Here is a 24369-nt window from a genome sequence, read left to right as displayed (position 1 = left end):
ATGACATCGCAACACGCATCTGAAGACGGCATCCGTTTCGTCCTGAACGGCAAGGCGGTCAGTTTCGCCGGGCGGCCGGACACGACCGCGCTGGACGTGATCCGCAACCATTTCGGCCTGAAGGGCACCAAGGAAGGCTGCGCCGAGGGCGATTGCGGCGCCTGCACCGTGCTGCTTCGCCGCGACGGCGCCGCCCGTCAGGCGGCGAATGCCTGCATCATGACCGCGGCGCAGCTCGACGGCGTGGAACTGACCACCGTCGAGGGCCTGAAGCGTGACGGTGTGATGACCCCGCTGCAGGAGGCGATGGCCTCCAACGGCTCATCGCAATGCGGCTTCTGCACGCCGGGCATCGTGATGTCGCTGACCGGGCTGATCGAGAACACGCCGCAGCCGGAAGAAGAGGCGATCCACGACGCGCTCGCCGGCAATCTGTGCCGCTGCACCGGCTACAAGCCGATCGTCGAGGCGGCCCGGACCGCGGCGGCGGCAGGCCTCGAACCGGCAATGGCGGCGGACCTGCCGGACTGGCACAGCGAGGTGTCGTCGGACGGCTCCGTGCTGCACCAGCCGGCGACGCTGGACGAACTGACCGCGCTGCGCGCCGCGCATCCCGACGCGGTCATCCTCGCCGGCGGCACAGATCTCGGCGTCGCGCGGGCGGATTATCACTCCGACTGGGACCGCATCGTCTCGACGCGCCGGACGCGCGAACTGCGTGCGATCGACGAGACGGCCGACGCCTGGACCTTCGGCGCCGCGGTGACATGGGGCGAGATTCTGGAGGCCGTGCGCGAGGACTATCCGAGCTGGGCCACCCTGATCCGGCGTTTCGGCTCGACGCAGATCCGCGCCATGGGCACGGTCGGCGGCAATATCGGCACGGCAAGCCCGATCGGCGACGGCCCGCCGGCCTTGATCGCGCTGGGCGCGACCATCACGCTGGCCTCGCAGGCGCGGGGAAGCCGCAGCCTGCCGCTGGAGGATTTCTTCCTCGATTACCGCAAGACGGAGCTGAAATCCGACGAGGTGATCGTCTCCGTCACCGTGCCGCGCCCGAAGCCGGGCGAGGCCTTCCGCGTCTACAAGCTGTCGAAACGCTACGACCAGGACATCTCCACGGTGTGCGGGGCGTTCTGGCTCGCCATGGAAGACGGCAAGGTGACCGCCTGCCGCTTCGCCTATGGCGGCATGGCGGCGATCCCCAAGCGGGCGAGGGCGTCGGAGGACAAGCTCCTGGGCCAGCCGCTCGACGTGAGTGCGCAGGCCGAAGCCGTCGCGGCCTTGTCCGAAGATTTCGCCCCGCTGAGCGACTGGCGCGGCAGCGCCGATTACCGCATGCGAACCGCCGGCGCGCTGGTGCAGCGGCTCGCGCGCGACCTGGCCGGCGAAACCGTGGAGGTGATGGCGCTATGACGATCGACGTGAAATCCGTCCAGCGCACGGTCGTCGGCCACGGCCTCGCCCATGACAGCGCGGCCAAGCAGATCGCCGGCGAGGCGTCCTATATCGACGACATGGTGGAACTGCCGGGCACGTTGCACGCGGCCCTCGTCGTCTCCCCCGTCGCCCATGGCCGTCTGAAGGGCGTCGATCCGGCCAGGGCGCTGGCGATGCCGGGTGTCGTCGCCTTCGTCGCCGCCGGCGACATTCCCGGCGACAACGACATCGGCCCGATCCTGTCCGGCGAGCCGCTGTTTGCCGAAGACGTCGTCGACTATGCCGGCATGCCGATCGGCGCGATCGCGGCCACGACCTACGAGCAGGCGGTCAAGGCCGCCCGAGAGGTCGCGCTTGACATCGAGGAACTCGAACCCGTGCTCGACGTGGAGACGGCGCATGCGCGCGGCTCCTACGTCATGGCGCCGCAGATCTTGCTCGAGGGCGACATCGACGCGGCGCTGGCTGAAGCCGAGCGCGTCATCGAGGGCCGGCTCGAGATCGGCGGCCAGGACCATTTCTACCTGGAAACCCACATCGCCTACGCCGTCCCCGGCGAGGACGGCGACATGGTCATCCATTCCTCCACCCAGCACCCGACCGAGGTGCAGCATCACGTCGCCCATGTTCTGGGCGGGCTCGCCAATTCCGTCGACGTGTTCACGCGCCGCATGGGCGGCGGGTTCGGCGGCAAGGAAAGCCAGCCGACGATCATCGCGTCGGCCGCCGCGCTGCTCGCCAGAAAGGCCGGCAAGCCGGTCAAGATGCGACTGAAGCGCTCCACCGACATGTCCGCGACCGGCAAGCGCCACGACATGGTCGCGTCCTGGAAGGTGGGCGTCGACGCAGACGGGCGCATCAGAGGGCTCGACATCGAATACCTGGCGCGCGCCGGCAACACGCCGGACCTGACCGGTCCGGTGATCACCCGCACGCTCACCCACTCAGACAATTCCTATTTCGTCCCGGCGGCGCGCCTGGTCGGCCATGCCTGCAAGACCAACACCGTCTCCAACACCGCTTTTCGCGGGTTCGGCGGGCCGCAGGGCATCATCGGCATCGAGGCGATCATGGACCAGATCGCCCGCGAACTGCAGCTCGACCCGACCGCGGTGCGCATGCGCAACTATTACGGCCCGGAAACCGGTGAGGTGACGCCCTACGGTCAGCCGGTCGAAACCAGCCAGAACCGCCTGACCTGGGTGACCGAATCGCTGCTCGGCTCATCGGAATGGGAACGCCGCCGCGCCGAGATCGACGCGCACAACGCCGCCGACCCGCTGTTGCGGCGCGGGCTTGCCTTCATGCCGGTCAAGTTCGGCATCTCCTTCAATCTGACCTCGCTCAACCAGGCCGGCGCGCTCGTCCATGTCTACCAGGACGGCTCGGTTCACCTGAACCACGGCGGCACGGAGATGGGCCAGGGCCTGTTCATGAAAGTCGCGCAGGTGGTCGCCGAGGTGTTCCAGATCGGCATCGACCAGGTGAAGATCACCGCGACGACGACCGGCAAGGTGCCGAACACCTCCGCCACCGCCGCTTCGACCGGCTCGGACCTGAACGGCATGGCGGCCTACAACGCGGCCACCGCGATCCGCGGCCGCATGGCCAATGTCGCCGCCGGACATTTCGACGTGGCGGCAGAGGAAATTGTCTTCCGCGAGGAGCGCGTCCACGCGGGTAACCGCTCGGTGTCCTTCGGCGAACTGGCAAAGCTGACATGGGCGGCGCGCGTGCAGCTGTCGGAGGCAGGCTATTACGCGACGCCGAAAATCCACTGGGACCCCAAGACGCTGAAGGGCCGGCCCTTCTTCTACTATACCTACGGCGCGGCGGTGGCCGAAGTGGCCGTCGATACGCTGACCGGCGAAAGCCGCTGCCTGCGCGCCGACCTGCTGCAGGATTGCGGCGCCTCGCTCAATCCGGCGATCGACCTCGGCCAGATCGAGGGCGCCTTCGTTCAGGGCATGGGCTGGCTGACCTGCGAGGAATTGTGGTGGGACGACAAGGGCCGCCTGCGCACGGTCGGTCCGTCCACCTACAAGATCCCCGGTTCGCGCGACGTGCCGCCGGAGTTCAACGTGGCGCTGCTCGACAACGCAGCGAATGGCGAGGAGACGGTCTATCGCTCCAAGGCGGTGGGCGAACCGCCGCTGATGCTGGCCGTCGCCGTCTGGCTTGCCATCCGCGACGCGGTCGCCTCTTGCGGCGCGGCCGGCCTGTCGCCGAATCTCAAGGCGCCGGCGACGCCGGAAAACATCCTGGCCGCCATCGACGACATGCGCGCCCGAAGCGGGGCGGCCACGTGACGATTGCGCTCGACGATCTCAACACGTGCTCGGAAGCCGAGTTCGTCGATGCGCTCGGCGCGGTCTTCGAGCATTCGCCCTGGGTGGCGGAGGCGGTGAGCGGCGAACGTCCCTTCGCCTCGATCGAGGCCTTGCATGCGGCAATGGTCGTCGCGATCGATCGTGCCGGCCGCGAGCCGCAACTGGCGCTGATCAAGGCGCATCCGGATCTCGCCGGCAAGGCGGCGCTGGCCGGCGAGTTGACGGCCGAATCGACCTCCGAACAGAAGGGCGCCGGCCTGGATCGGTTAAGCAGCGACGAGTTCACCCGGTTTCACGCGCTGAACGACGCCTACAAGGCGCGCTTCGGTTTCCCCTTCATCCTTGCCGTGCGCGGCCACGACAAGCAGTCGATCCTGGCGTCGTTCGAAGCACGGTTGAATCACGCGCCGGAAGAGGAGATGACGGAAGCGCTAGCGCAGATCGCCAGGATCGGCGCGTTTCGTCTGAACGATCTGATAGAGGCCTGACATGCCCGGAAAACTCTCCACCCACGTCCTCGACACGGCCACCGGCAAGCCCGCACAGGGCATGCGGCTGACCCTCTACAAGGCGCCGCCCGGCAGCGGGAAGCTCGATCTGGTCAAACAGGCCATCACCAATGCGGACGGGCGCACCGACGAGTTGCTGCTCGGGCCCGACGAGATGGAGAAGGGCGTCTACGAACTGCATTTCGAGGTGTCCGTCTATTTCACGGAAAAAGGCGAGCCCGAGCAATCCGACCCGCCCTTCCTGGATGTCGTGCCGCTCCGATTCGCCATTTCGGACCCGCAGGCCGGCTATCACGTGCCCCTGCTCGTCACGCCCTGGAGCTATTCCACCTACCGGGGAAGCTGATCGCGTGCGAAACGGCGTATGGCGGCGGTTGTTACAATTCTTGATTGCAGCGGCGGCTGAAACGTCTGGATCAGGGCAAGCCATTGACGCGTCTGCCATTGTGGTTTCGCGCTGCGGCATGTACAAACAAAAACACATCAAGATCGCTGCATGTGGCGTTTCGGCGCACGGAACGCTCGTTGCGTGCATGTCACACTTCTTCAATAGTGTGCACTTGCATCGAGTAATGGCAAGAAATGGCAATCCTTTCGGATTGATTCACGGTTTGTCATGATGTTAACGATCAATATGGTGTTCATGTGCCAAGCCAAGGTCCGAGGCTTCGATCAATGAGAATATTCAAGGCAGCCCTTGCACTCTCCTTCCTTGCGACGGTGACTGTTCCCGTCGCAGCTCAGGATGTGTCCTGCACCTGCACCGTACCTCTCGGCGATGTGACCGAAGCGATCGGCCGGATCGATGCCGGATCGGGCCAGGTTCTCGCCTCGGTCGAGGACGGTCTGGCCCAGGCCAAGGAAGGCCAGCCCCTGTTTCTCGGGTCGCAAGTCCTGACGGGCGCCAACGCCTCTGCAAAGATCAGCATTTTCGCCTCTTCCAGCGCCGGCGGGACCGGTTGCAAGGTGAATATGGGCGCAAGTTCGGAACTGGCCCTGTTCGCCACGAGCGAAAAGCTCTGTGCCATGCTGACCCGTGTTGAGCCTGCACCGGCGCCGGCCCCTGATTCCGGCACTGCAGCCGCCGCGGGCGCTGGTTCTGCCGGAGGCGGATCGGGCGCGGCTGCCCTTCTCGCTCTTGGCGGGATTGCCGGCATCGCCGGGATCGCGTTCGGGCTGAGTGGTGGCGACAGCGCGTCGAGCAACTGAGTCTTGCAGGGTCTGCAAGGTTCCGCTTCTCCATAGGCTTCAAGAGTACGAATTTTACGGGGTTCGAGTCTGTGACTCGGAGCCTAGATGCTTGCCTTTGGGGTGATCTCATGCGCACGGCAAGATGTTGCGGTTGATCTTTACGGGCCGGTAGTCTTTTTTCGCCTGAATCGAGCAGAAACGGTCCGGAAATGTCTGCGGGGAGGGAAGTGTCGATCGCCTATTCGGTCGCGAAATACATTCCGGTATAGGCATATTTAGGCTGTTTCAGAATTCATCACAGAGATTTGAACGCCTTAGAATTGACGGTCTTTTGGTTTTGATTGGATGAGAGGCGTGTCCTTGAATTCCATTTGTGTGCATGCGTGTGGTACTGACCGACAGGGCATCGGTTAGAAATTTGATATTTCCGGTTGGCGACGTTTGGTTGTGGGGCATATGCCGTTCGAAACAGGAAAAACAGATGCTCGTTGGTATGTCGTCGCGACGCGACCGGCACGCGAGGCTCTGGCCGCCCAGCAACTCGAGAACCAGTCTTTCGAGGTCTTCCTGCCGAAGCGCAAGGCGACGATCCGCCATGCCCGCAAGCTGATCACGAAGACCGCGCCGCTGTTTCCGGGCTATGTCTTCGTGCGCATGTGCGTCGATACTGTGCGCTGGCAGTCCATCAACGGAACGATGGGCGTCAAATTCATTTTGATGCAGGACGAACGCCCCATCGCGTTGCCCAAGGGCTTCGTGGAGTCGCTTCAGGGTTTCTCCGACGCGGAGGGTTTCGTCAGCTATGCGCCGCAACTGAAGGTCGGTGACACCGTCACACTGATGTCAGGCCCGTTTGCCAAACAGGTCGGCGAACTGATCTCCATGGACGACAGGGGGCGGGTCGAGGTGCTGATGCGTTTCGTTTCGTCAATCGCGGTCAAGACGTCGCAAGACAACCTCATTCCGGCGTGAGCTAGGCCTATGCGCAACCCGATGCAACGGCGAGAGAAAGACCGATGAACGTCGCGTTTTCGCTGCACAATGCCAGGTCGGAAACGGCGCGCGACCGCACGTCGTCCGTGCCCCGCTTCGTCACGCGCATCCGTTTCCAGCTTCCGATGGCGCTGCTGTTCTGTGTCATCGTTCCGGTCATGTTGCGTGGCCAGTATTGGCCGAATGGCCGCGTACCCGACACGATCTTCTATGCGACGCTCGGATCCGGTCTGGCGGTGCTGGCCACCTTCGTCCTGCTCCGCCGCCTCTACAATTTTCCAGGCGTGCAGACGGGCATCTACACCTTCGTGACGGTGAGTATGCCGTTTGCAGCCCTTGCCGCCGTTCTCCTGGTCTTCCGCTTCGATTACAGCCGCTTCGTCCTGCTGACGAGCTACGGGTTCTCGCTCGTCTGGTTCACGTTCATCCAGCTGGTCAACGAACGCTTCATCGCGCCCAAGCTTGCCGTCGTGCCGGGGGGCAACGCCGACGCCTTGATGGCGTTGGGCAACGTGAACTGGATCCGGCTTTCCGACCCGTCGCAGGAACTGCCCTATGTCGGCGGTGTCGTTGCCGACTTGCGGTCGGACCTGTGCGACGAGTGGGAAAAATATCTCGCCGACACCACCCTGGCGGGCATTCCCGTCTATCACACCAAGCAGGTGGCGGAATCGCTGACCGGTCGCGTCCAGATCGAACATCTGTCGGAAAACACCTTCGGGTCGCTCCTGCCGAACATGCTCTATATCAACGCCAAGCAGGTCATCGACTGGACCGCCGCGCTGATCGCCTTGCCGTTCTTCGGCCTGATCGTCGCCATCGTCGGCCCGATCATCAAGATGACCTCCGACGGCCCGATCTTCTTCTGCCAGTCGCGCATCGGCTATCGCGGCGAGGAGTTCACTGTCTACAAGTTCCGCACGATGGCGGACGGGCCGACGGATGCGAGCGACCGCGAGGCGGCCAAGACCAAGAATGACGACCAGCGGATCACGCCGGTCGGCCGCTTCCTGCGCAAATACCGCATCGACGAGTTGCCGCAGATCCTCAACATCCTGAAGGGCGAGATGAGCTGGATCGGTCCGCGTCCCGAGGCGGTGCCGCTCTCCCAATGGTACGAAGAAGAACTGCCCTTCTACCGGTACCGCCACGTCGTCAGGCCCGGCATTTCCGGTTGGGCGCAGGTCAATCAGGGCCATGTGGTGGAATCCGGCGACGTGCTGGAAAAGCTGCAATTCGACTTCTTCTACATCAAGTACCTGTCGCCCTGGCTCGACGTGCTGATCTTCATGCGCACGATCGAGACCATGTTCAGAGGTCAAGGCTCCAAATAGGCGACAGCTCGTCGATTGGTCTCGGTTTGCGGGGAGCGTCGATGAGACGCGTTTCGGGCCGGCCATCGAACTGTTGCGGGCAGGCCTCGGGGCGTTCATAAGCAGGATTGCGTTTTGACGGTTGCCGCGCGGGTGCGCGGCACGCTCGGAAAGTGCGAGGAACGACCATGAAAGTCACGATGATCGGCGCCGGCTATGTCGGCCTTGTTTCAGGCGCCTGTTTTGCCGATTTCGGCCACGCGGTGACCTGCATCGATCACGATCCGGCCAAGCTGGAGGCGTTGAGCGCCGGCCGCATTCCGATCTACGAACCGGGTCTCGACACGCTTGTGGCGGCCAATGCCAGGCAGGGCCGGTTGCGCTTCAGCGGCGATCTGGCTTCCGCCGTGGCCGATGCGGATGTCGTGTTCATCGCCGTCGGCACACCCTCGCGCCGCGGCGACGGCTATGCGGACCTGTCCTATGTCGAACAGGCCGCCCGCGAGATCGCCAACGCCATGTCGGGCTTCACCGTCGTCGTGACGAAATCGACGGTTCCGGTCGGCACCGGCGACGAGGTCGAGCGGATCATCCGGCGGGAAAATCCCGAGGCGGATTTCGCCGTCGTCTCCAATCCGGAATTCCTGCGCGAAGGGTCGGCGATCGACGATTTCAAGCGGCCGGACCGGATCGTCATCGGCACGACCGAAGAGCGTGCCAAGGCGGTCATGCAGGAGCTCTATCGCCCGCTCTTCCTCAACGCCGCGCCGGTGCTGTTCATGGAACGCCGCACCGCGGAACTGACCAAATATGCGGGCAACGCCTTCCTGGCGATGAAGGTGACCTTCATCAACGAGATCGCCGATCTGTGCGAGCGCGTCGGCGCGAATGTGCAGGACGTGGCGCGCGGCATCGGCATGGACGGCCGCATCGGCCCGAAATTCCTGCATGCCGGTCCTGGCTACGGCGGCTCGTGCTTCCCGAAGGACACGCTGGCGCTGGTCAAGACGGCGCAGGACGCCGAAAGCCCGATGCGCCTGATCGAGACCACCGTCGCCATCAACGACCAGCGGAAGCGTGCCATGGCGCGCAAGGTGGTGCGTGCATGCGGCGGCGCCGTCCGCGGCAAGACAATCGGCGTTCTGGGCCTGACGTTCAAGCCCAACACGGACGACATGCGCGAGGCGCCGTCGCTCAGCATCATCCAGGCGCTGCAGGACCATGGCGCCAACATTCGCGCCTATGATCCGGAAGGCATGGAGCAGGCTGCGCCGTTGTTGAAGGACGTGGCGTTCTGCGCCGACACTTACGAGGTGGCGGAGGGGTGCCACGCCCTGGTGATCGTCACCGAATGGGACGCCTTCCGCTCGCTCGATTTTGCGCGCCTGCGCGGAACGATGGCCGAAGCGGTCCTCGTCGATCTGCGCAACATTTACGATGCGAGCCAGGTCGAGAGCGCCGGATTTGCCTATGAAGGCGTCGGCCGCGCATCCACTGGCTGGTTGGCCGACGCGGCGAGCCAGGCAGCCGAGTGACAGTGTCTCTGCGTTTGCAACGGGTCGCGACCCGATGAAGATCCTCGTCACCGGCACGGCCGGCTTCATCGGTTTCCACGTCGCCAGGCGCCTGCTGGAACGCGGCGACACGGTTGTCGGCATCGATTCCGTCAACGACTATTACGATCAAGCGCTGAAGGAAGCGCGGCTAGCCGAGCTCGACAAGGTCGCTCGCTCCACCAATGCCGGCTACGGATTCATCCGGGGCGACATCGTCGATACGGCGCTGGTGAACGCCTGCTTTGCCGAGCACGCACCGGACCGGGTCATCCATCTGGCCGCCCAGGCGGGGGTGAGGTATTCGCTCGAGAATCCGATGAGCTACGTCCAGACGAATGTCGTCGGTTTCGCCAACATGCTGGAGGCGTGCCGCCACAGCGGTGTCGCGCATCTGACCTACGCCTCCACTTCGTCGGTCTATGGCGCGAACACGCAGATGCCCTATAGCGAGCATCATTGCGTCGGCCATCCGCTGCAGCTCTACGCCGCGACCAAGCGTTCCAACGAGTTGATGGCCCATTCCTACAGCCATCTCTTCCGCCTCCCGACCACCGGGCTGCGCTTCTTCACCGTCTACGGTCCCTGGGGGCGACCGGACATGGCGCCGATGAAATTCGCCAGGGCGATCTTCGCCGGCGAACCGATCGAACTCTACAACAACGGCGATCACAGCCGCGATTTCACCTTCATCGACGACATCGTCAGCGGCATCGTGGCGGCCAGCGACCAGCCGGCCGAGCCGGACCCCGACTGGTCGGGCGACGCGCCCGATCCCGCGACTTCACAGGCGCCGTTCCGCATCTACAATATCGGCAATTCGACGCCGGTTCAGCTTATGGATTTCGTGGGTGCGCTGGAAGAGGCGATCGGCCGGCCCGCTCAGCGTGTCATGCTGCCGCCGCAGCCGGGCGACACCCATGCCACCTGGGCGGACGTGTCGAGCCTGAAGAGCGCCGTGGGCTACACGCCAAAAGTGTCCGTCAGGCAGGGCGTCGCCCGCTTCGTCGACTGGTACCGCGGATATCACGGCCTGTAGGCCGCGGGTCGCGCGGCTGTCACATTTGGCCGCTATCTGTTGCTCGTCGAAGGCTTGCCCGGGTCTCTTCTGGCACACTCTCCATGACCCCGAAAACGAACACCCCCAATAATCAGGGGTTGTATCTGCGGGAAGAACGGGTAAGCGTTCATGCGTGAACAGGCATGATTGACTGTCGCGACATTTGCCGGAAACGCACTCCCGGGCGGTCCACGAAGTGACCCTCGCTGCGGTAGCTTTGGCTTTCTGACGGGCTTGCTTTCCTCGTGACGGCGAGCCGGATCCAAGATCAGCGCGAAGACGTACGCTTCCGTGTCCTGCGGCTCCTGCAGGACAATCCGGAATATTCGCAGCGCGACATTGCCCAGGCGCTGGGCGTCAGCCTCGGCGCGGTGAATTTCTGCCTGAATGCGCTGGCGGAAAAGGGGCACGTGAAGGTCAAGAACTTCCGTGCCGCCGACAACAAGCTGCGCTATGCTTACCTGCTGACCCCGAAGGGTGCCTCGGAAAAGGCCGCGCTGACGGCGCGGTTCCTGAAGCGGAAACTGCGTGAATTCGAGGCGCTGAAGGCGGAGATCGAGGCGCTGCGGGACGAGCATCAGGACGATGCCGACATCCTGTTGGACCTCAAGATAAGAGACTAGGCAGCCGATGACGAAGACAGCGCTGATTACCGGGATCACGGGCCAGGACGGGGCCTATCTGGCGGAGCTGCTGCTCGACAAGGGCTATCACGTCCATGGCATCAAGCGCCGGTCGTCCTCCTTCAACACTGGCCGGATCGACCATCTCTACCAGGACCCGCATGAGCGCGACGTGCGCCTATCGCTGCATTATGGCGATCTGACCGACGCGACCAATCTCATCCGCATCGTCCAGGAAGTGCAGCCCGACGAGATCTACAATCTTGCCGCCCAGTCGCATGTGCAGGTCAGCTTCGAGACGGCGGAATACACCGCCAATGCCGACGCGCTCGGCACGTTGCGCCTGCTGGAGGCGATCCGCCTGCTCGGCCTGAAGGACAAGACGCGTTTCTACCAGGCCTCGACCTCCGAGCTCTACGGCAAGGTGCAGGCCGTGCCGCAAAGCGAGACGACGCCCTTCTATCCGCGGTCGCCCTATGCCGCCGCCAAGCTCTATGCCTACTGGATCACGGTGAATTACCGCGAGGCCTACGGTCTGCACGCCTCCAACGGCATTCTGTTCAACCACGAGAGCCCGCTGCGCGGCGAAACCTTCGTGACCCGCAAGATCACCCGCGCCGCAGCGTCGATCTCGCTGAGGCTTCAGGAGCGGCTCTATCTCGGCAATCTCGACGCCGAGCGCGACTGGGGCCATGCGCGAGACTATGTCGAGGGCATGTGGCGCATGCTGCAACAGGACGTGCCCGACGACTACGTGCTGGCGACCGGCAGGAAGACGACCGTGCGTGCCTTCGTGGAGGCGGCCTTTGCAGAAGTGGGCGTGACGCTCGACTGGAGCGGCAAGGGCGTGGACGAAACCGGCGTCTGTGCCAGGACGGGCAAGGTGCTGGTCTCGGTCGACCCGCGCTATTTCCGGCCGACCGAAGTCGATCTTTTGCTCGGTGACCCTTCCAAGGCGAAGCAGGCGCTTGGATGGGAGGCGACGACCTCGCTCGATGAGATGGTCCGGGAGATGGTCGAGGCCGACATCGACGCGGTGAAGCGCGAAGCCGAATGGCGTCGCCTCGACGAGGAGCTTGGCCGCCACGCGGCCGAGTGAACGATGAAGATTTCCGTCCTGACGGTGTCCTACAATTCGGCCGCGACGATCGCTCATACGGTCGAGAGCTTCCTGGCGCAGGATCATGCCGACAAGGAGATGATCCTGATCGACGGCGCCTCGCGCGACGAGACGGTCGACATTGTCCGGACCTTCGGAAGCGAAAGCATCAGGATCGTCAGCGAACCGGATGACGGCATGTATGACGCCCTCAACAAGGGGCTCGGGCTCTTTGCCGGAGACGCGGTCGGCGTGTTGAATTCCGACGACACCTATCATGACGCGTCGGCGCTCTCGCGGATCGCGGACGCTCTGGAGGCGTCGGACATCGTCCACGGCCATCTCGATTTCGTCGAGGATCACATCTCGAAACGCCCCGTGCGCCGCTGGCGCGCCGACGCGAAGCCGGGCAGGGGCTTTCGCACCGGCTGGATGCCGGCGCATCCCACCTTCTATGTCCGCCGTGCCGTCGCCGAGAGCGTCGGGCCCTTCGATCTGACGCTGAAGACCGCTTCCGACTATGACTGGATGCTGCGCGCGGTGGAATTGCACGACCATTCGGTCGGCCATATCGACCATGTGCTGATCGACATGCAGCAGGGCGGCAAGAGCACGGCCGGCCTGGGGTCGCATGTGGCACACAATCTGGAGGCGCTGCGCGCCCGGCGGCGCTGGCTGAACGCGGGCATCGTCGATTATGCGCTGGTCGCCAAGCCGGCGCGCAAAATCGCGCCAGTTCATCGGCGTCGGCGCAAGGGCCGAGGCATGACCGGCATGCTTTATGATCTGGGCGGCAAGCGCGTCTTCGTCGCCGGCCATCGCGGCATGGTCGGTTCCGCCCTGACGCGCCGGCTGGAACGCGAGAATGTGGAGTTGCTGACGGTCGGTCGCGGCGATGTCGATCTGCGCGACCAGGCCGCCGTCAATCGCTGGATGCAGGCGGAAAAGCCGCAGGCCGTCTTCCTGGCCGCCGCCAAGGTCGGCGGGATCGCTGCCAATGACCGGTTTCCGGCGGATTTTCTCTACGACAACCTGATGATCGAGGCGAATGTCATCCATGCCGCGCACGCCGTCGGCGTGGAAAAGCTGCTGCTCCTCGGCTCCACCTGCATCTATCCGAAGCTGGCGCCCCAGCCGATCCCCGAGAGCGCGCTGCTAACTGGCCCGCTGGAGCCCACCAACGAGTGGTACGCCATCGCCAAGATCGCCGGCATCAAGCTCTGCCAGGCCTATCGCAAACAGCACGGCAGCGATTTCATCGCCGCCCAGCCGACCAATCTCTACGGCCCCGGCGACAATTTCGACCTGGAGACAAGCCACGTCCTGCCGGCGCTGATGCGCAAAGCGCATGAGGCGAAGCTGTCGGGCGCGAAATCCATGACGGTCTGGGGCACCGGCACGCCACTGCGCGAATTCATGCATGTCGATGACCTCGCCGACGCGCTGGTGTTCCTGATGCTGCACTACTCCGGCGAAATGCACGTCAATTGTGGAACGGGCGAAGAAGTTTCGATCCGGGAGTTAGCCGAAGCAATCTGCGAGACGGTCGGGTTCGGCGGCACGCTTGAGTTCGACGCGACGAAGCCGGATGGCACACCAAGGAAGCTGTCGGACGTAACGAAGCTGCACAAGATGGGCTGGCAGCACCGCATTGGCTTGGACGAGGGGCTGGCGAGCACCTATGAGTGGTTGTTGGAGCCGCATGAGGGTGTTCGTGCTGTCGGGTGAAATGTCTTGGCTCGATTGTCGCCTGCGAAATCTCCGGACAGCGGCTTGCCGCTTGCGAACAAGAGGAAAAGAGTTTGCGTTATCGGGCGTTTGGGGGTGTTGCCCATCTGCTGCAATTTGCAAATACCGGCGAACGCGGCATCTGATCGCTCGTCCGCCGAGCACTAGTGAACTGATGAATTTGGTTGCAAAAAAATGATGATCTCGGTCGTAACGGTGGTTTTCAATCGTGCCAACGTCATTAAGGACGCTTTGGAGAGCGTTCAGCGGCAGAGCTATCGCGACTACGAACATGTCATACAGGATGGCGGCTCAACTGATGGAACGCTCGAGATAATCGAATCCGTTGCGAACGAGAAAACACGAATAGAAAGCGCGCCCGATGGCGGGATTTACGATGCCATCAACAAGGGCATCGCTCGATGCCGCGGGAATGTTGTCGGTCTCATGCACTCCGACGATTTTTTTGCGGACGATGATGTTCTCAAGCGTGTCGCAGATGTCATGACGACGCAGGACGTAGATGGCGTATATGGCGACCTTCAGTACGTCTCAGCCAGTAGCGAACGAAAAGTGATCCGCCACTGGTCATCGGGAACCTACACGCGATCCAAATTACGAAATGGCTGGATGCCTCCCCATCCGACGCTTTATCTCAAGCGCGAGGTCTTTGAGCGATATGGTCTTTACGATACCGAGCTCTTTATCTCTGCAGACTATGAGGCAATGATGCGATGGCTTTACAAGCATGAAATTCGCCTCGCCTACATTCCTGAGGTGCTAATAAAGATGCGGGTTGGCGGAGCCAGCAATGGCTCCGTAAAACAGCTTATCGAGAAAAGCCGTCAGGATCTGATAGCCATCCGTCGCCATGAAATTGGCGGGCTCAGGACGCTCGCGTCTAAGAATCTTCGAAAACTGGATCAGTTCTTGAAGCGCCCAGCCGGCTCGGGCCAATAACGCGAGCACGCCTTTGTCGCGCGCGTGTTTGGCAAAGTCCGATCACTACACACTACTGAAACATCTATTTCTGAGGTTACAACATGACCAAGACCGCTCTCGTCTGCGGCGCCGGTGGATTCATCGGCGGCCACCTTGTGCAACGACTCAAACGTGAAGGGTTCTGGGTCCGAGGAGTCGATCTCAAGTTCAACGAACACGAACAAACGGCCGCGGACGACTTCGCGATTGGCGACCTGCGCGACATGGATTTTGTTAAATCGATCGTCGACCGCCGTTTTGATGAGGTTTACCAACTGGCGGCGGATATGGGCGGGGCCGGATACATCTTTACTGGCGAAAACGATGCACAAATCATGCACAATTCAGCGACTATCAATCTAAATGTCCTCGACGCCTGCCACAAGAGAAATATCAGGCGCGTTTTTTATTCATCTTCAGCCTGCATGTATCCGGAATTCAATCAGCTTGATCCCGAAAATCCAAATTGCGCAGAGGACAGCGCGTATCCCGCCAACCCTGACAGTGAGTATGGCTGGGAGAAGTTGTTCTCGGAAAGATTGTATTTGAGTTACAATCGCAACTATGGGATGGAGTGCAGAGTAGCCCGCTATCACAATATCTTTGGGCCAGCGGGAACCTGGGAGGGCGGAAAGGAGAAAGCGCCTGCGGCTCTTTGTAGAAAGGTCGCGATGGCCGAAGAGGGGTCCGAGATAGAAGTGTGGGGCGATGGCCTGCAAACCCGATCATTTCTCTATATAGACGAGTGTCTCGAGGGAACGACCCGATTGATGCGCTCCTCTTTCGAAGGGCCGGTCAACGTTGGATCTGATGAGATGATCACCATCAATGATCTCGCCAGGATGGTGATTGAGATCTCCGGAAAAAATATCGGTGTGAATAACATTCCCGGCCCACAGGGTGTCCGCGGTCGAAATTCTGACAATCGGCTTATAGAATCAGAACTCGGTTGGCGGCCAACACGATCTTTGCGGCAGGGTATGGAACTTACATATAAATGGATTAACCAAGAAATCAAAAAACGTCACAATTTGTTATCATGTGACAAATAATATACAGTCATGAATATCAGTATATTTTAGGTGCTCCCTCATGAAGTGGGAAACATTCGATGCGCTGTTATTTGATGTCCTGGACGAATATGAGGCGGCGGTTCGTGACGGCGCGAATGACGAGGAGGCAAAAATCCGATGTGCTGCCTTGCTCGCTGTTCACCGTGATGACTTGCCTTACCCGAACGTCAATGTCGTCTTCGACGGCGTTCCCTACACCGAGCTGCTGGCGAAGATGATGCTCGACGCCACCAGCCCGGACCCGGAATATGACGTTCTGCTCGTCGACGATCCCTGGGTTCCGCAGCTCGCCGGCATCGGCGCGCTGGTGGACCTGAAGGGGCCGGAAGTCTCGGCGATCACGGACGAGGGCTATGACTGGGCCGACTTCAACGCCGCGCCGCTCGCGGCCGGCGAGTGGCAGGGCGTGCAGTATGCGGTGCCGGTTCGCTCCAACATGCTGCTGCGCTTCTACAACCGCACGCTCTACGAACAGGCGGGCCTGCCCGAGCCGACCCCGGCGCAGACCTGGGACGAGTTCTTCAGCGATGCCGAGAAGCTCGTTCGTGACACGGACGGCGACGGCAAGGACGACGTCTGGGCGATCGACACCTATTTCGTTCGCGAGCCTCTGACGCCCACCATCTGGCAGTCGATCCTCAATGCGAATGGCGGCAGCCTGCTCGACGACAGCGGCGTGCCGGCCTTCGCCAACGAGATCGGCGCGAAGTCGCTCGAAACCCACAAGCGCATGCTGGACTACGCACCGCCCGGCGCGCTGGGGCATGGCTTCTCGGAATCGCTGCAGGCGTTCCGTCAGGGCCTTGTCGCCAACATGTTCAACTGGGGCAGCGTCTACAAGTCGACGGCCGTCGATCCGAAGTCGACGACCCTGACGGTCGACGAGGTCGGCATCCAGGTCCTGCCGGTCGGTGATGTCCAGGCGGGCGCGCACCGTGGCATCTGGATCGCCGGCATCAGCAGCAAGACCGACGAGCTGAACGCCTCCTGGGCCTTCCTGCAATGGCTGACGTCCAAGGAAGGCGAGAGCATCAACGCCTCGCTCGTCGGGTCCTTCCCGGCACGCAAGTCCACTTTGAGCGGCGAGCCTGCCGAGCCTTGGCTCGGACCGGTCTACGAGACCCTGCAGAACGCCTACGAAGTGGCGGGCGAGGGGCATATGTGGCGCATTCGCAGCCCGAAATCCGACGCTGCCCAGCAGATCCTCGCCGACGAGATCGCGCGCGGTCTGGCCGGCCAGGCTTCGCCGGACGAGGCGCTGGGTGTCGCCGCCAAGAAGATCGAGCGCGCCCTGAAGTAGCGCGGGCATCGATCCATCCGGACATGGGCGCAAGCGCCCATGTCCCACCGGACCGAGCGGCCGGGATTGTCTCAAGAAGAAATTGACTGCGCCGACACCGGTGCGAAACCGCGGCGATGCCTGGCGCATCGCGCAGAGTGGCCGGCTTTTGCCTGGCCGGACAGGATTGGGAACGCGATGTCGTCGAAAGCAATTGTGAGTGAGGTCAAGACGCTGTCTTGCAGCAACTCCTGGCGCAACTATTACTTCCTCAAGATCACCACCGAGGATGGCATCGTCGGCTGGAGCGAATTCGACGAGAATTTCGGCTCGCCGGGCGTGTCCTTCATCATCAACGAGCTGTCGCATCGCCTCATCGGCCAGAGCGCCATGCAGCACGAGCATATCCGCGAAGATCTGCGCAATGTGACCCGGCCGGGGTCCGGCGGGGTCATCGGCCAGGCGCTCGGTGCGATCGAAAACGCGCTGCTCGACGTCAAGGCCAAGGCCCTCGACGTTCCGTGCCATGTGCTGCTCGGCGGCAAGGTTCGCGACAGGATCAGGGTCTACTGGTCGCATTGCGTCTCCTACCGCACCCGCACCCAGCATTTCACGCCGGGCATCGTCGATGAGAGCGGCGTTCGGCAGATCGCCCGCGAAGTCGGCGAGCGAGGCTTCACCGCGTTGAAGACCAACATCTTCCACTATGACGCCGAAGGGCGGATCGAGGGGTGGTCGCCGGGCTTCAGCCGGCCGCACGAACCCGGCCGCAACGTGGAACGCAAGACGCGCCGGGACCTCCGCAAGCATCTGCAGATCATGCGCGAGGAAGCCGGGCCGGACGTCGATATCCTGCTCGACCTCAATTTCAACGGAAAGACCGAGGGCTACCTCAACATGCTCCGCGAGGTCGAGGATCTGGACTTGTTCTGGGTCGAGATCGACACGCTCGATCCGAAGGCGCTGGCCTACATCCGGTCGCAGAGCCGTCATCCGATTTCCTCGTGCGAGACATTGATCGGGCTCCAGCAGTTCCTGCCCTTCTTCCGGGAACAGGCGATCGACGTTGCGATCATCGACACGCCGTGGAATGGCGTTTGGCAATCGCTGAAGATCGCGGCTGCCGCCGAGGCGCACGAGATCAATGTCGCCAGCCACAATTTCTATGGTCATTTGTGCACGATGATGAACGCCCATTTCAGCGCGGTCGTGCCGAACATGCGCATCATGGAAACCGATATCGACCGGATCGCGTGGGACAGCGAGATTTTCACCCATGCGCCCGACATCAAGGACGGTCATCTCACCGTTCCGGACCGTCCGGGCTGGGGCACCGAGCCGATCGAGGCCGCACTTGCCAAGCATCCGCCCTTGCCGGAAGTCGACATGCCGAAACGGACGCCCATTCCCCGGCTTTCGGTTTAGGATCGAACAAGCGCAACCCATGCCGCATCTGGTCACACTCTCATGAGCGAACCTGTCGACGTTCTCATCATCGGCGCCGGCGCCTCTGGCGCCGCGGTCGCCTGGAGTCTTGCCGACACCAGGATGCGCATTCTCTGTCTGGAGCAGGGGGATTGGCCGAAATCGACCGATTTTCCCGCCAATGGCCGGGATTGGGAAGCACGGATGCTGGAGGACTATGCGCTCAGTCCCAACAGGCGCGGGTCCAGGGCCGACTATCCGATCAATGACGACAACTCGCCGATCAAGATCGCCAATTACAACGGCGTCGGCGGCGGCACCGTCTTCTACGCGGCGCATTTTCCGCGCCTGCTTCCGTCGGATTTCCGTGTGCGCAGCCTCGATGGCGTCGCCGATGACTGGCCGATCGACTATCGCACGCTGGAACCCTTCTATGCGCTGAACGACCGCATGAGCGGCGTGTCGGGCCTTGCGGGCGATCCGGCCTATCCGCCCAAGGAGGCGGTGATGCCACCCATCCCGCTCGGAAAGACCGGCGAGACGCTGGGCGCGGCGATGAACCGGCTCGGATGGCATTGGTGGCCGTCCGATGCGGCCATCGCCACCGAGACATATGAGGGCAGGGCGCCCTGCATCAATCTGGGTCTGTGCGGCGCCGGATGCGCTCAAGGCGCCAAGGCCAGCACCGACGTGACCTATTGGCAGGAAGCGATGCGCGCCCGCGTCGAACTGCGCACCAATTGCCGTGTCAGCCGCATCGAGACCGACGACAGCGGCATGGCCACGGGCGCCGTCTATTTCGACGAGGACGGCGTGGAGCGCTTTCAGCCGGCCGAGATCGTGATCATGGCCGGCAACGGGATCGGCACGCCGCGCCTGCTGCTCAATTCCGCCTCGGGGCGCTCCCCCGGCGGCCTGGCCAATTCGAGCGGATTGGTGGGCCGGAACCTCATGCTGCATCCCTATGCGCAGATTCGCGGGCATTTCGACGCGCCGCTCGACGGCCATCGCGGTCCGCCGATCTGCGCCTGGAGCATGCAGTTCTACGAGACGGACGAGGCGCGCGACTTCCTGCGCGGCTACAGCTACCAGTTCTCCCGGGGGATCGGGCCGGCGCGCACCGCGATGACCGGAATGGCCGACGGCCTGATCCCATGGGGCGAAGGCCATCACGCCGCCTTCCGCAAGGTGTTCGGCCACAGCGCGGGCATGGTCTCGATCTGCGAGGACCTGCCCGAGGAAACCAACACCGTGACGCTGGATCCCGAATTGGCCGACGCCGACGGGATCCCGGCGCCGAAGATCGACTATGTCCTGTCGGAGAATTCCCGCAGGATGCTCGACCATTCCGTCGCCCGCGGCGTGGAAATCCTGAAGGAAGCCGGCGCGCATGACATCACCACGAGGGCGCCCTTGCCCTATGCCGGCTGGCACCTGATGGGCACCGCGCGCATGGGCCTCGATCCCGAGCGCTCCGTCGTCAACGAATGGGGCCGCAGCCACGACGTGAAGAACCTGTTCATCGTCGACGGAAGCGTCTTCGTGACCTCCGGCGGCGTGAATCCGACATCGACGATCCAGGCCTTCGCCCTCTACGTCGCCGACCAGATCAAGTCCCGCATCTACACGCTGTTCGATTGAGGTTCCGATGACGCCGCGACAGACAGCAGACACATTCACCCTTTCGGACGCCGAGCGCGAGACGCTGGCCTGCATCGTCGGCCACATGATCCCGGCCAGCGCTCAAGCCGGCATGCCCGGCGCGGACGATCCCGCGATCTTCGCCGACATCATCGCCACTATCCATAGAGACGCCCCCATGCTCGAACAGGCGTTGAACATGGTGAATGACATTGCCGGTGGCCGGTTGTCCGATCTCGCGAGCGACGAACAGGTCGCGCGACTGTCGACGTTTCGGGCGAGGCATCCTGAACTCGCAGGCGTGATCGAAGCACTGACCGCGCGCTGCTACTATCGCGACGACCGGGTGCTGGCGGCGATCGGCATGCCGCTTCGTCCGCCTTTTCCGCAGGGCTATGAGGTGGAGCAGGGCGATTACGCGCTGCTGGACCCGGTTCGCGCGCGCGGGCGCATATACAGACAAGCCGACTAGGTGGGAGGAAGCAACATGGAACCCGGAAAACCGTCCGGCAACGGCTCCGTCCGCGTCGCGCGGGAAAGGCAATTGGGCGATCTGCTCGTGCGCTGGTCGTTCATGGCGCCCGCGATCGTGCTGCTGCTTGTGCTGCTTGCCTATCCGATCTTCTACACGATCGACATCAGCTTCTCGCGCTTCGACATCGCCACGTTCGGCGCAGGCGCCTGGGTCGGTTGGGACAATTATCGCGAGGTGATGAGCGACTACCGGTTCTGGGAGTCGTTGAAGGTGACGATGATCTATCTCGCCTTCGCGCTGCCCATCCAGGTCGTGGTCGGCTTCGGCATCGCCTATCTGATCAACGCTGAGTGGGCGGGACGCGGCATCATACGCGCGCTGTTCATCATCCCGATGGTCGTCGCTCCGGTCGTCGCCGGCGGTATGTGGCGCATGATCCTCGACCCGCTCTGGGGCTTGATGAATTACTGGCTCGGCTTCATCGGCATCGGCCCGCTCGACTGGTTCGGCGATCCGAACCTCGCTATGGCCGCCGTCATCATCATCGACACTTGGCGCTGGACCCCCTTCATCGTACTCATCGCGACCGCGGCGATGCTCGCCCTGCCCAAGGACGTCTTCGAGGCCGCCCGCATCGACGGCTGCAACTGGTGGTCGACACTCTGGTCCGTTGCGGTGCCGCTCCTGGTCCCGGTCATCGCGGCCACCTTCGTCATCCGCTGGCTGGGCGCGGTGAAGATGTTCGACATCGTGCTCGCCGCCACCTATGGCGGCCCGGGCAAGGCGACAAACGTCGTCAACCTCTTCATCTACGAAGAAGCGTTCCGGTCGCTGCGCTTCGCGGAATCGGCGGCCATGGCCGTCATCGTCCTGATCCTGACCATGGTGCTGACGGGGCTCTTCCTGCGCGCCAGCCGGAAGCTGGAGGAACTGTTTTGACCGCCGCCGCAACCGTCGCGCCGCAACGCGTGCGCAGCCAGCTCGGACACAGGATCCGCATCATCGCCGGAGTCCTTGTGAGCGTCGTCTTCCTGTTTCCGGTCTACTGGATGGTGCTGACCTCCTTCAAGAACCAGGTCGACATCTTCACCAATCCGCCGACCTTCCTGTTCACCCCGACGCTGGAAACCTACATCGAGTACATGTCGCGCGCCGACGTGATGCGAAGGCTGGCGAACACCGTGATCGTCGCCACCGGCGCGGGCCTGCTGTCGATCGTGGTCGGCTCGATGGCCGGCTATGCGCTGGCGCGGGTCCGGATCCGGGGGGCAGCGACCTTCGGGCTTCTGATCTTGCTGTCTCGCGGCGTGCCGCCTATCGCGCTTGCGGTGCCGATGTTCCTCGTGGCGCGCAAGCTCGGCCTGACGGACAAGCACATCACGCTGATCCTCGCCTACAGCACCTTCCTCATCCCTTATGTCATGTGGCTGATGCGCAGCTTCTTCCTGTCGCTGCCGCGCGAACTGGAAGAATCCGCGATGATCGACGGCTGCTCGAGATATGGCGCCTTCTTCAAGATTATCGTGCCGATTTCCCTTCCGGGCCTGCTGTCGACCCTGATCTTCTCGATGATCCTGGCATGGGAGGAACTGCTCTTCGCACTGGTCCTGACGAACAGGCACGCAACCACCATTCCCGTCGCCATTGCCGGCATCGCCGGGGACACCGTCAACGGCGCCAATTGGGGCGCTCTCACCGCCGTCGGCACGATCACCGTCGTACCCGTCGTGATCTTCGCTCTGATGGTCCAGAAATGGCTGATCAAGGGTTTGGCGGAAGGGGCGACTAAGGGATAATCGCGGATCTGACGTCGCTCGGAACTGGGATGAAGCGGATGGAAAAGAAGAACAACTACATGACCAAGGCGGAGATCGCGCGCCGCCACGTTCAGTCGATGATCCTCACCGGCGAGGTCGGTCCCGGAGACCGGATCACCACGCGCGAGGTGTCCGATGCGCTCGGCATCAGCGAGACGCCGATCCGTGAAGCGATCCGCGGTCTCGCATCCGAGGGATGGCTCGACGTTCAGAGCCATATCGGCGCGGTCGTGCAGGGGCTGAAGACCGAGCAAATCATCGAGATCAGTGCCTTGCGAGGCCTGATCTGCGGATTGGCGATCGAGCTTGGCGCGTCCTCTTTCGACAAGGAGCGGCTTGCCGAGATCGACCGGAATATCGACGCCTATGACGAGGCGCTCGACGAGAAGGATTATGATCGCGTCGCGCAGCTCAACCACGATTTTCACGAGCTGCTTTGCGATAATCCGCGCTCGCCATGGTGCCACCGGCTCCTGGAGAACATGCACGGGCTGATGTCGGCGCAACGCCATGGAATTCCACCGCAGCACGATCGGCTCGCTGCCGCACTACGGGAGCACAAGAGCATACGCGACATGCTGAAGACGGGCGATTTCGCGGCCGCGGCCGTCCTGGCCAAGCAACACGAAAAGAATACCGGCGACTTCCTGATCAAGGTGATCAGCGAGATGCCGGACGTGGAGAAATAGCGGCGCGCCCACGTGGCTCGCCCATCGCTCGCGACTGGCGGGCATGACGAGGAGGATACTGCATGGGAACCGTGCACATACGCGACGTTCGCAAGTCATACGGTGCTGTCGAAGTGCTGCACGGCGTGTCGATCGACATCGAGGACGGTGAGTTCGTCGCGCTCGTCGGACCGTCCGGTTGCGGCAAGTCGACATTGCTGCGGATGATCGCGGGGCTCGAGGACATCACTGGCGGGGAAATCCTCATCGGCGATCGCGTGGTGAACGGCGTGGCGCCGAAGGATCGCGACATCGCAATGGTGTTTCAGAACTACGCCCTCTATCCGCACAAGAATGTCCGCGAGAACATGGGCTTCGCCCTGCGCCAGCGCCGTGTCGCGAAAAGCGAGATCGCGGAACGGGTCGACAATGCCGCGCGCATCCTCGGCCTTGAGCCATTGCTGGATCGCAAGCCGCGGCAGCTCTCCGGCGGGCAACGCCAGCGCGTGGCTATGGGGCGGGCGATCGTGCGTGATCCGAACGTGTTTCTCTTCGACGAACCCTTGTCGAACCTGGACGCCAAGCTGCGCGTGCAGATGCGATCGGAGATCAAGGAACTGCACCAGCGTCTGAAGACGACGACCATCTATGTGACGCATGACCAGATCGAGGCCATGACGCTCGCCGACCGCGTCGTCGTCATGAATGGCGGCGTCATCGAGCAGGAAGGGCCGCCGCTCGAACTCTATGACAATCCGGCAAGCCTCTTCGTCGCCGCCTTCATAGGATCGCCGCCGATGAACTTCCTCGAAGGCGATCTCGTCCAGCCGACGGTGCTGCAACTCCAAGACGGAACCCGCCTGAACCTTCCCGTCGGCGACCGGAAAGGGCGTCCGAGGGTCACGATCGGCATCCGGCCGGAACACCTGACCGTGGCGCAGTCGGGTTGGCCGGCGACGGTTTCGGTGGTGGAGCCGACCGGGTCTGAAACACAGATCACGGCGCGGTTTGCCGGACATCTGATCCGTGTGATCATGCGTGGCCGCACGTCGGTCCGGCCCGACGAAACGATCCATCTCACCTTCGATGAGCGAAATCTCCATTTCTTCGACGCGGCCCCGGTGCCCGAAGTTGCGGAGATGGAGGACGTCGCCTGACGAGGCCAATGCCA

General features: G+C 62.9%; 22 protein-coding genes and 1 pseudogene. All 23 read left to right on the top strand.

Annotated elements, in window-relative coordinates; translation table 11 throughout:
* Positions 1-1416 (top strand): xanthine dehydrogenase small subunit, encoded by a 1416-nt coding sequence (gene xdhA, locus MRY80_RS01255; protein WP_293287098.1) that lies wholly within the window; start codon positions 1-3, stop codon positions 1414-1416.
* Entirely contained in the window at positions 1413-3749 is a 2337-nt protein-coding gene (xdhB, locus tag MRY80_RS01250) for a xanthine dehydrogenase molybdopterin binding subunit (RefSeq protein ID WP_293287096.1), read from the top strand. Before xdhA ends, xdhB begins: the two co-directional genes overlap by 4 nt.
* Positions 3746-4258 (top strand): 2-oxo-4-hydroxy-4-carboxy-5-ureidoimidazoline decarboxylase, encoded by a 513-nt coding sequence (uraD, locus tag MRY80_RS01245; protein ID WP_293287094.1) that lies wholly within the window; start codon positions 3746-3748, stop codon positions 4256-4258. Before xdhB ends, uraD begins: the two co-directional genes overlap by 4 nt.
* Position 4259: 1 nt before the next feature.
* On the top strand, positions 4260-4625 hold the full coding sequence (uraH, locus tag MRY80_RS01240; RefSeq protein ID WP_293287092.1) for a hydroxyisourate hydrolase: 366 nt from the start codon (positions 4260-4262) through the stop codon (positions 4623-4625).
* Between the two features lie 329 nt (positions 4626-4954).
* On the top strand, positions 4955-5488 hold the full coding sequence (locus MRY80_RS01235; protein WP_293287090.1) for a hypothetical protein: 534 nt from the start codon (positions 4955-4957) through the stop codon (positions 5486-5488).
* 438 nt (positions 5489-5926) lie between these two features.
* Positions 5927-6442: a transcription termination/antitermination NusG family protein gene (locus tag MRY80_RS01230; RefSeq protein WP_293287088.1), complete on the top strand. Its 516-nt coding sequence runs from the start codon at positions 5927-5929 to the stop codon at positions 6440-6442.
* Positions 6443-6486: 44 nt separating this feature from the next.
* Positions 6487-7797, top strand: a complete 1311-nt coding sequence (locus MRY80_RS01225) for a sugar transferase (protein WP_293287086.1) — start codon at positions 6487-6489, stop codon at positions 7795-7797.
* Positions 7798-7964: 167 nt separating this feature from the next.
* Complete coding sequence (locus tag MRY80_RS01220) at positions 7965-9311, top strand: UDP-glucose/GDP-mannose dehydrogenase family protein (RefSeq protein ID WP_293287084.1); 1347 nt, start codon at positions 7965-7967, stop codon at positions 9309-9311.
* A gap of 34 nt (positions 9312-9345) precedes the next feature.
* A complete protein-coding gene (locus MRY80_RS01215) occupies positions 9346-10368 on the top strand; it encodes an NAD-dependent epimerase (RefSeq protein WP_293287082.1) in 1023 nt (340 codons plus the stop codon).
* Positions 10369-10634: 266 nt separating this feature from the next.
* Positions 10635-11012 carry a MarR family EPS-associated transcriptional regulator gene (locus tag MRY80_RS01210; protein WP_293287080.1) on the top strand — a complete coding sequence of 126 codons (378 nt, stop codon included), beginning with the start codon at positions 10635-10637 and terminating at the stop codon, positions 11010-11012.
* A 7-nt stretch (positions 11013-11019) separates the two neighbouring features.
* Complete coding sequence (gene gmd / locus MRY80_RS01205; RefSeq protein WP_293287078.1) at positions 11020-12111, top strand: GDP-mannose 4,6-dehydratase; 1092 nt, start codon at positions 11020-11022, stop codon at positions 12109-12111.
* 3 nt (positions 12112-12114) lie between these two features.
* A pseudogene (locus tag MRY80_RS01200) lies at positions 12115-12489 on the top strand (glycosyltransferase); the annotation flags it as partial.
* Positions 12490-12876: 387 nt separating this feature from the next.
* Complete coding sequence (locus MRY80_RS01195) at positions 12877-13839, top strand: GDP-L-fucose synthase (RefSeq protein ID WP_293287225.1); 963 nt, start codon at positions 12877-12879, stop codon at positions 13837-13839.
* A 195-nt stretch (positions 13840-14034) separates the two neighbouring features.
* Positions 14035-14799 (top strand): glycosyltransferase family 2 protein, encoded by a 765-nt coding sequence (locus MRY80_RS01190; protein WP_293287076.1) that lies wholly within the window; start codon positions 14035-14037, stop codon positions 14797-14799.
* Positions 14800-14882: 83 nt separating this feature from the next.
* Positions 14883-15872 (top strand): NAD-dependent epimerase/dehydratase family protein, encoded by a 990-nt coding sequence (locus MRY80_RS01185; protein ID WP_293287074.1) that lies wholly within the window; start codon positions 14883-14885, stop codon positions 15870-15872.
* A 172-nt stretch (positions 15873-16044) separates the two neighbouring features.
* Positions 16045-17193 (top strand): sugar ABC transporter substrate-binding protein, encoded by a 1149-nt coding sequence (locus MRY80_RS01180; RefSeq protein WP_293287072.1) that lies wholly within the window; start codon positions 16045-16047, stop codon positions 17191-17193.
* Between the two features lie 177 nt (positions 17194-17370).
* A complete protein-coding gene (locus MRY80_RS01175; RefSeq protein ID WP_293287070.1) occupies positions 17371-18597 on the top strand; it encodes a mandelate racemase/muconate lactonizing enzyme family protein in 1227 nt (408 codons plus the stop codon).
* Positions 18598-18639: 42 nt separating this feature from the next.
* Positions 18640-20238 (top strand): GMC family oxidoreductase, encoded by a 1599-nt coding sequence (locus MRY80_RS01170; RefSeq protein WP_293287068.1) that lies wholly within the window; start codon positions 18640-18642, stop codon positions 20236-20238.
* A 7-nt stretch (positions 20239-20245) separates the two neighbouring features.
* Positions 20246-20710 carry a hypothetical protein gene (locus MRY80_RS01165; RefSeq protein WP_293287066.1) on the top strand — a complete coding sequence of 155 codons (465 nt, stop codon included), beginning with the start codon at positions 20246-20248 and terminating at the stop codon, positions 20708-20710.
* Between the two features lie 15 nt (positions 20711-20725).
* Complete coding sequence (locus MRY80_RS01160) at positions 20726-21652, top strand: sugar ABC transporter permease (protein ID WP_293287064.1); 927 nt, start codon at positions 20726-20728, stop codon at positions 21650-21652.
* The gene (locus tag MRY80_RS01155) at positions 21649-22509 is read left to right on the top strand and encodes a carbohydrate ABC transporter permease (RefSeq protein ID WP_293287062.1); all 861 of its coding nucleotides are present in this window, start codon (positions 21649-21651) and stop codon (positions 22507-22509) included. Before MRY80_RS01160 ends, MRY80_RS01155 begins: the two co-directional genes overlap by 4 nt.
* Positions 22510-22547: 38 nt before the next feature.
* Complete coding sequence (locus MRY80_RS01150; RefSeq protein ID WP_293287060.1) at positions 22548-23219, top strand: GntR family transcriptional regulator; 672 nt, start codon at positions 22548-22550, stop codon at positions 23217-23219.
* 62 nt (positions 23220-23281) lie between these two features.
* The gene (gene ugpC, locus MRY80_RS01145; protein ID WP_293287058.1) at positions 23282-24355 is read left to right on the top strand and encodes a sn-glycerol-3-phosphate ABC transporter ATP-binding protein UgpC; all 1074 of its coding nucleotides are present in this window, start codon (positions 23282-23284) and stop codon (positions 24353-24355) included.
* Positions 24356-24369 lie beyond the last annotated feature (14 nt).

The sequence above is a fragment of the Oricola sp. genome, assembly GCF_022763245.1.
In the GTDB taxonomy this organism is placed as follows: domain Bacteria; phylum Pseudomonadota; class Alphaproteobacteria; order Rhizobiales; family Rhizobiaceae; genus Oricola.
The sequence above is the reverse complement of the archived record's forward strand: the minus strand, read 5'-3'. Positions and strand labels throughout refer to the sequence as shown.

What these genes read in the sequence shown, in the direction of transcription:
- MRY80_RS01160 (WP_293287064.1), top strand. Translation starts at nt 20,726, where the DNA reads ATGGAACCCGGAAAACCGTCCGGCAACGGCTCCGTCCGCGTCGCGCGG.
- MRY80_RS01170 (WP_293287068.1), top strand. Translation starts at nt 18,640, where the DNA reads ATGAGCGAACCTGTCGACGTTCTCATCATCGGCGCCGGCGCCTCTGGC.
- xdhA (WP_293287098.1), top strand. Translation starts at nt 1, where the DNA reads ATGACATCGCAACACGCATCTGAAGACGGCATCCGTTTCGTCCTGAAC.
- uraH (WP_293287092.1), top strand. Translation starts at nt 4,260, where the DNA reads ATGCCCGGAAAACTCTCCACCCACGTCCTCGACACGGCCACCGGCAAG.
- xdhB (WP_293287096.1), top strand. Translation starts at nt 1,413, where the DNA reads ATGACGATCGACGTGAAATCCGTCCAGCGCACGGTCGTCGGCCACGGC.
- MRY80_RS01175 (WP_293287070.1), top strand. Translation starts at nt 17,371, where the DNA reads ATGTCGTCGAAAGCAATTGTGAGTGAGGTCAAGACGCTGTCTTGCAGC.
- MRY80_RS01190 (WP_293287076.1), top strand. Translation starts at nt 14,035, where the DNA reads ATGATGATCTCGGTCGTAACGGTGGTTTTCAATCGTGCCAACGTCATT.
- gmd (WP_293287078.1), top strand. Translation starts at nt 11,020, where the DNA reads ATGACGAAGACAGCGCTGATTACCGGGATCACGGGCCAGGACGGGGCC.
- MRY80_RS01165 (WP_293287066.1), top strand. Translation starts at nt 20,246, where the DNA reads ATGACGCCGCGACAGACAGCAGACACATTCACCCTTTCGGACGCCGAG.
- MRY80_RS01230 (WP_293287088.1), top strand. Translation starts at nt 5,927, where the DNA reads ATGCCGTTCGAAACAGGAAAAACAGATGCTCGTTGGTATGTCGTCGCG.
- MRY80_RS01225 (WP_293287086.1), top strand. Translation starts at nt 6,487, where the DNA reads ATGAACGTCGCGTTTTCGCTGCACAATGCCAGGTCGGAAACGGCGCGC.
- MRY80_RS01220 (WP_293287084.1), top strand. Translation starts at nt 7,965, where the DNA reads ATGAAAGTCACGATGATCGGCGCCGGCTATGTCGGCCTTGTTTCAGGC.
- MRY80_RS01235 (WP_293287090.1), top strand. Translation starts at nt 4,955, where the DNA reads ATGAGAATATTCAAGGCAGCCCTTGCACTCTCCTTCCTTGCGACGGTG.
- MRY80_RS01150 (WP_293287060.1), top strand. Translation starts at nt 22,548, where the DNA reads ATGGAAAAGAAGAACAACTACATGACCAAGGCGGAGATCGCGCGCCGC.
- MRY80_RS01185 (WP_293287074.1), top strand. Translation starts at nt 14,883, where the DNA reads ATGACCAAGACCGCTCTCGTCTGCGGCGCCGGTGGATTCATCGGCGGC.
- ugpC (WP_293287058.1), top strand. Translation starts at nt 23,282, where the DNA reads ATGGGAACCGTGCACATACGCGACGTTCGCAAGTCATACGGTGCTGTC.
- MRY80_RS01215 (WP_293287082.1), top strand. Translation starts at nt 9,346, where the DNA reads ATGAAGATCCTCGTCACCGGCACGGCCGGCTTCATCGGTTTCCACGTC.
- MRY80_RS01195 (WP_293287225.1), top strand. Translation starts at nt 12,877, where the DNA reads ATGACCGGCATGCTTTATGATCTGGGCGGCAAGCGCGTCTTCGTCGCC.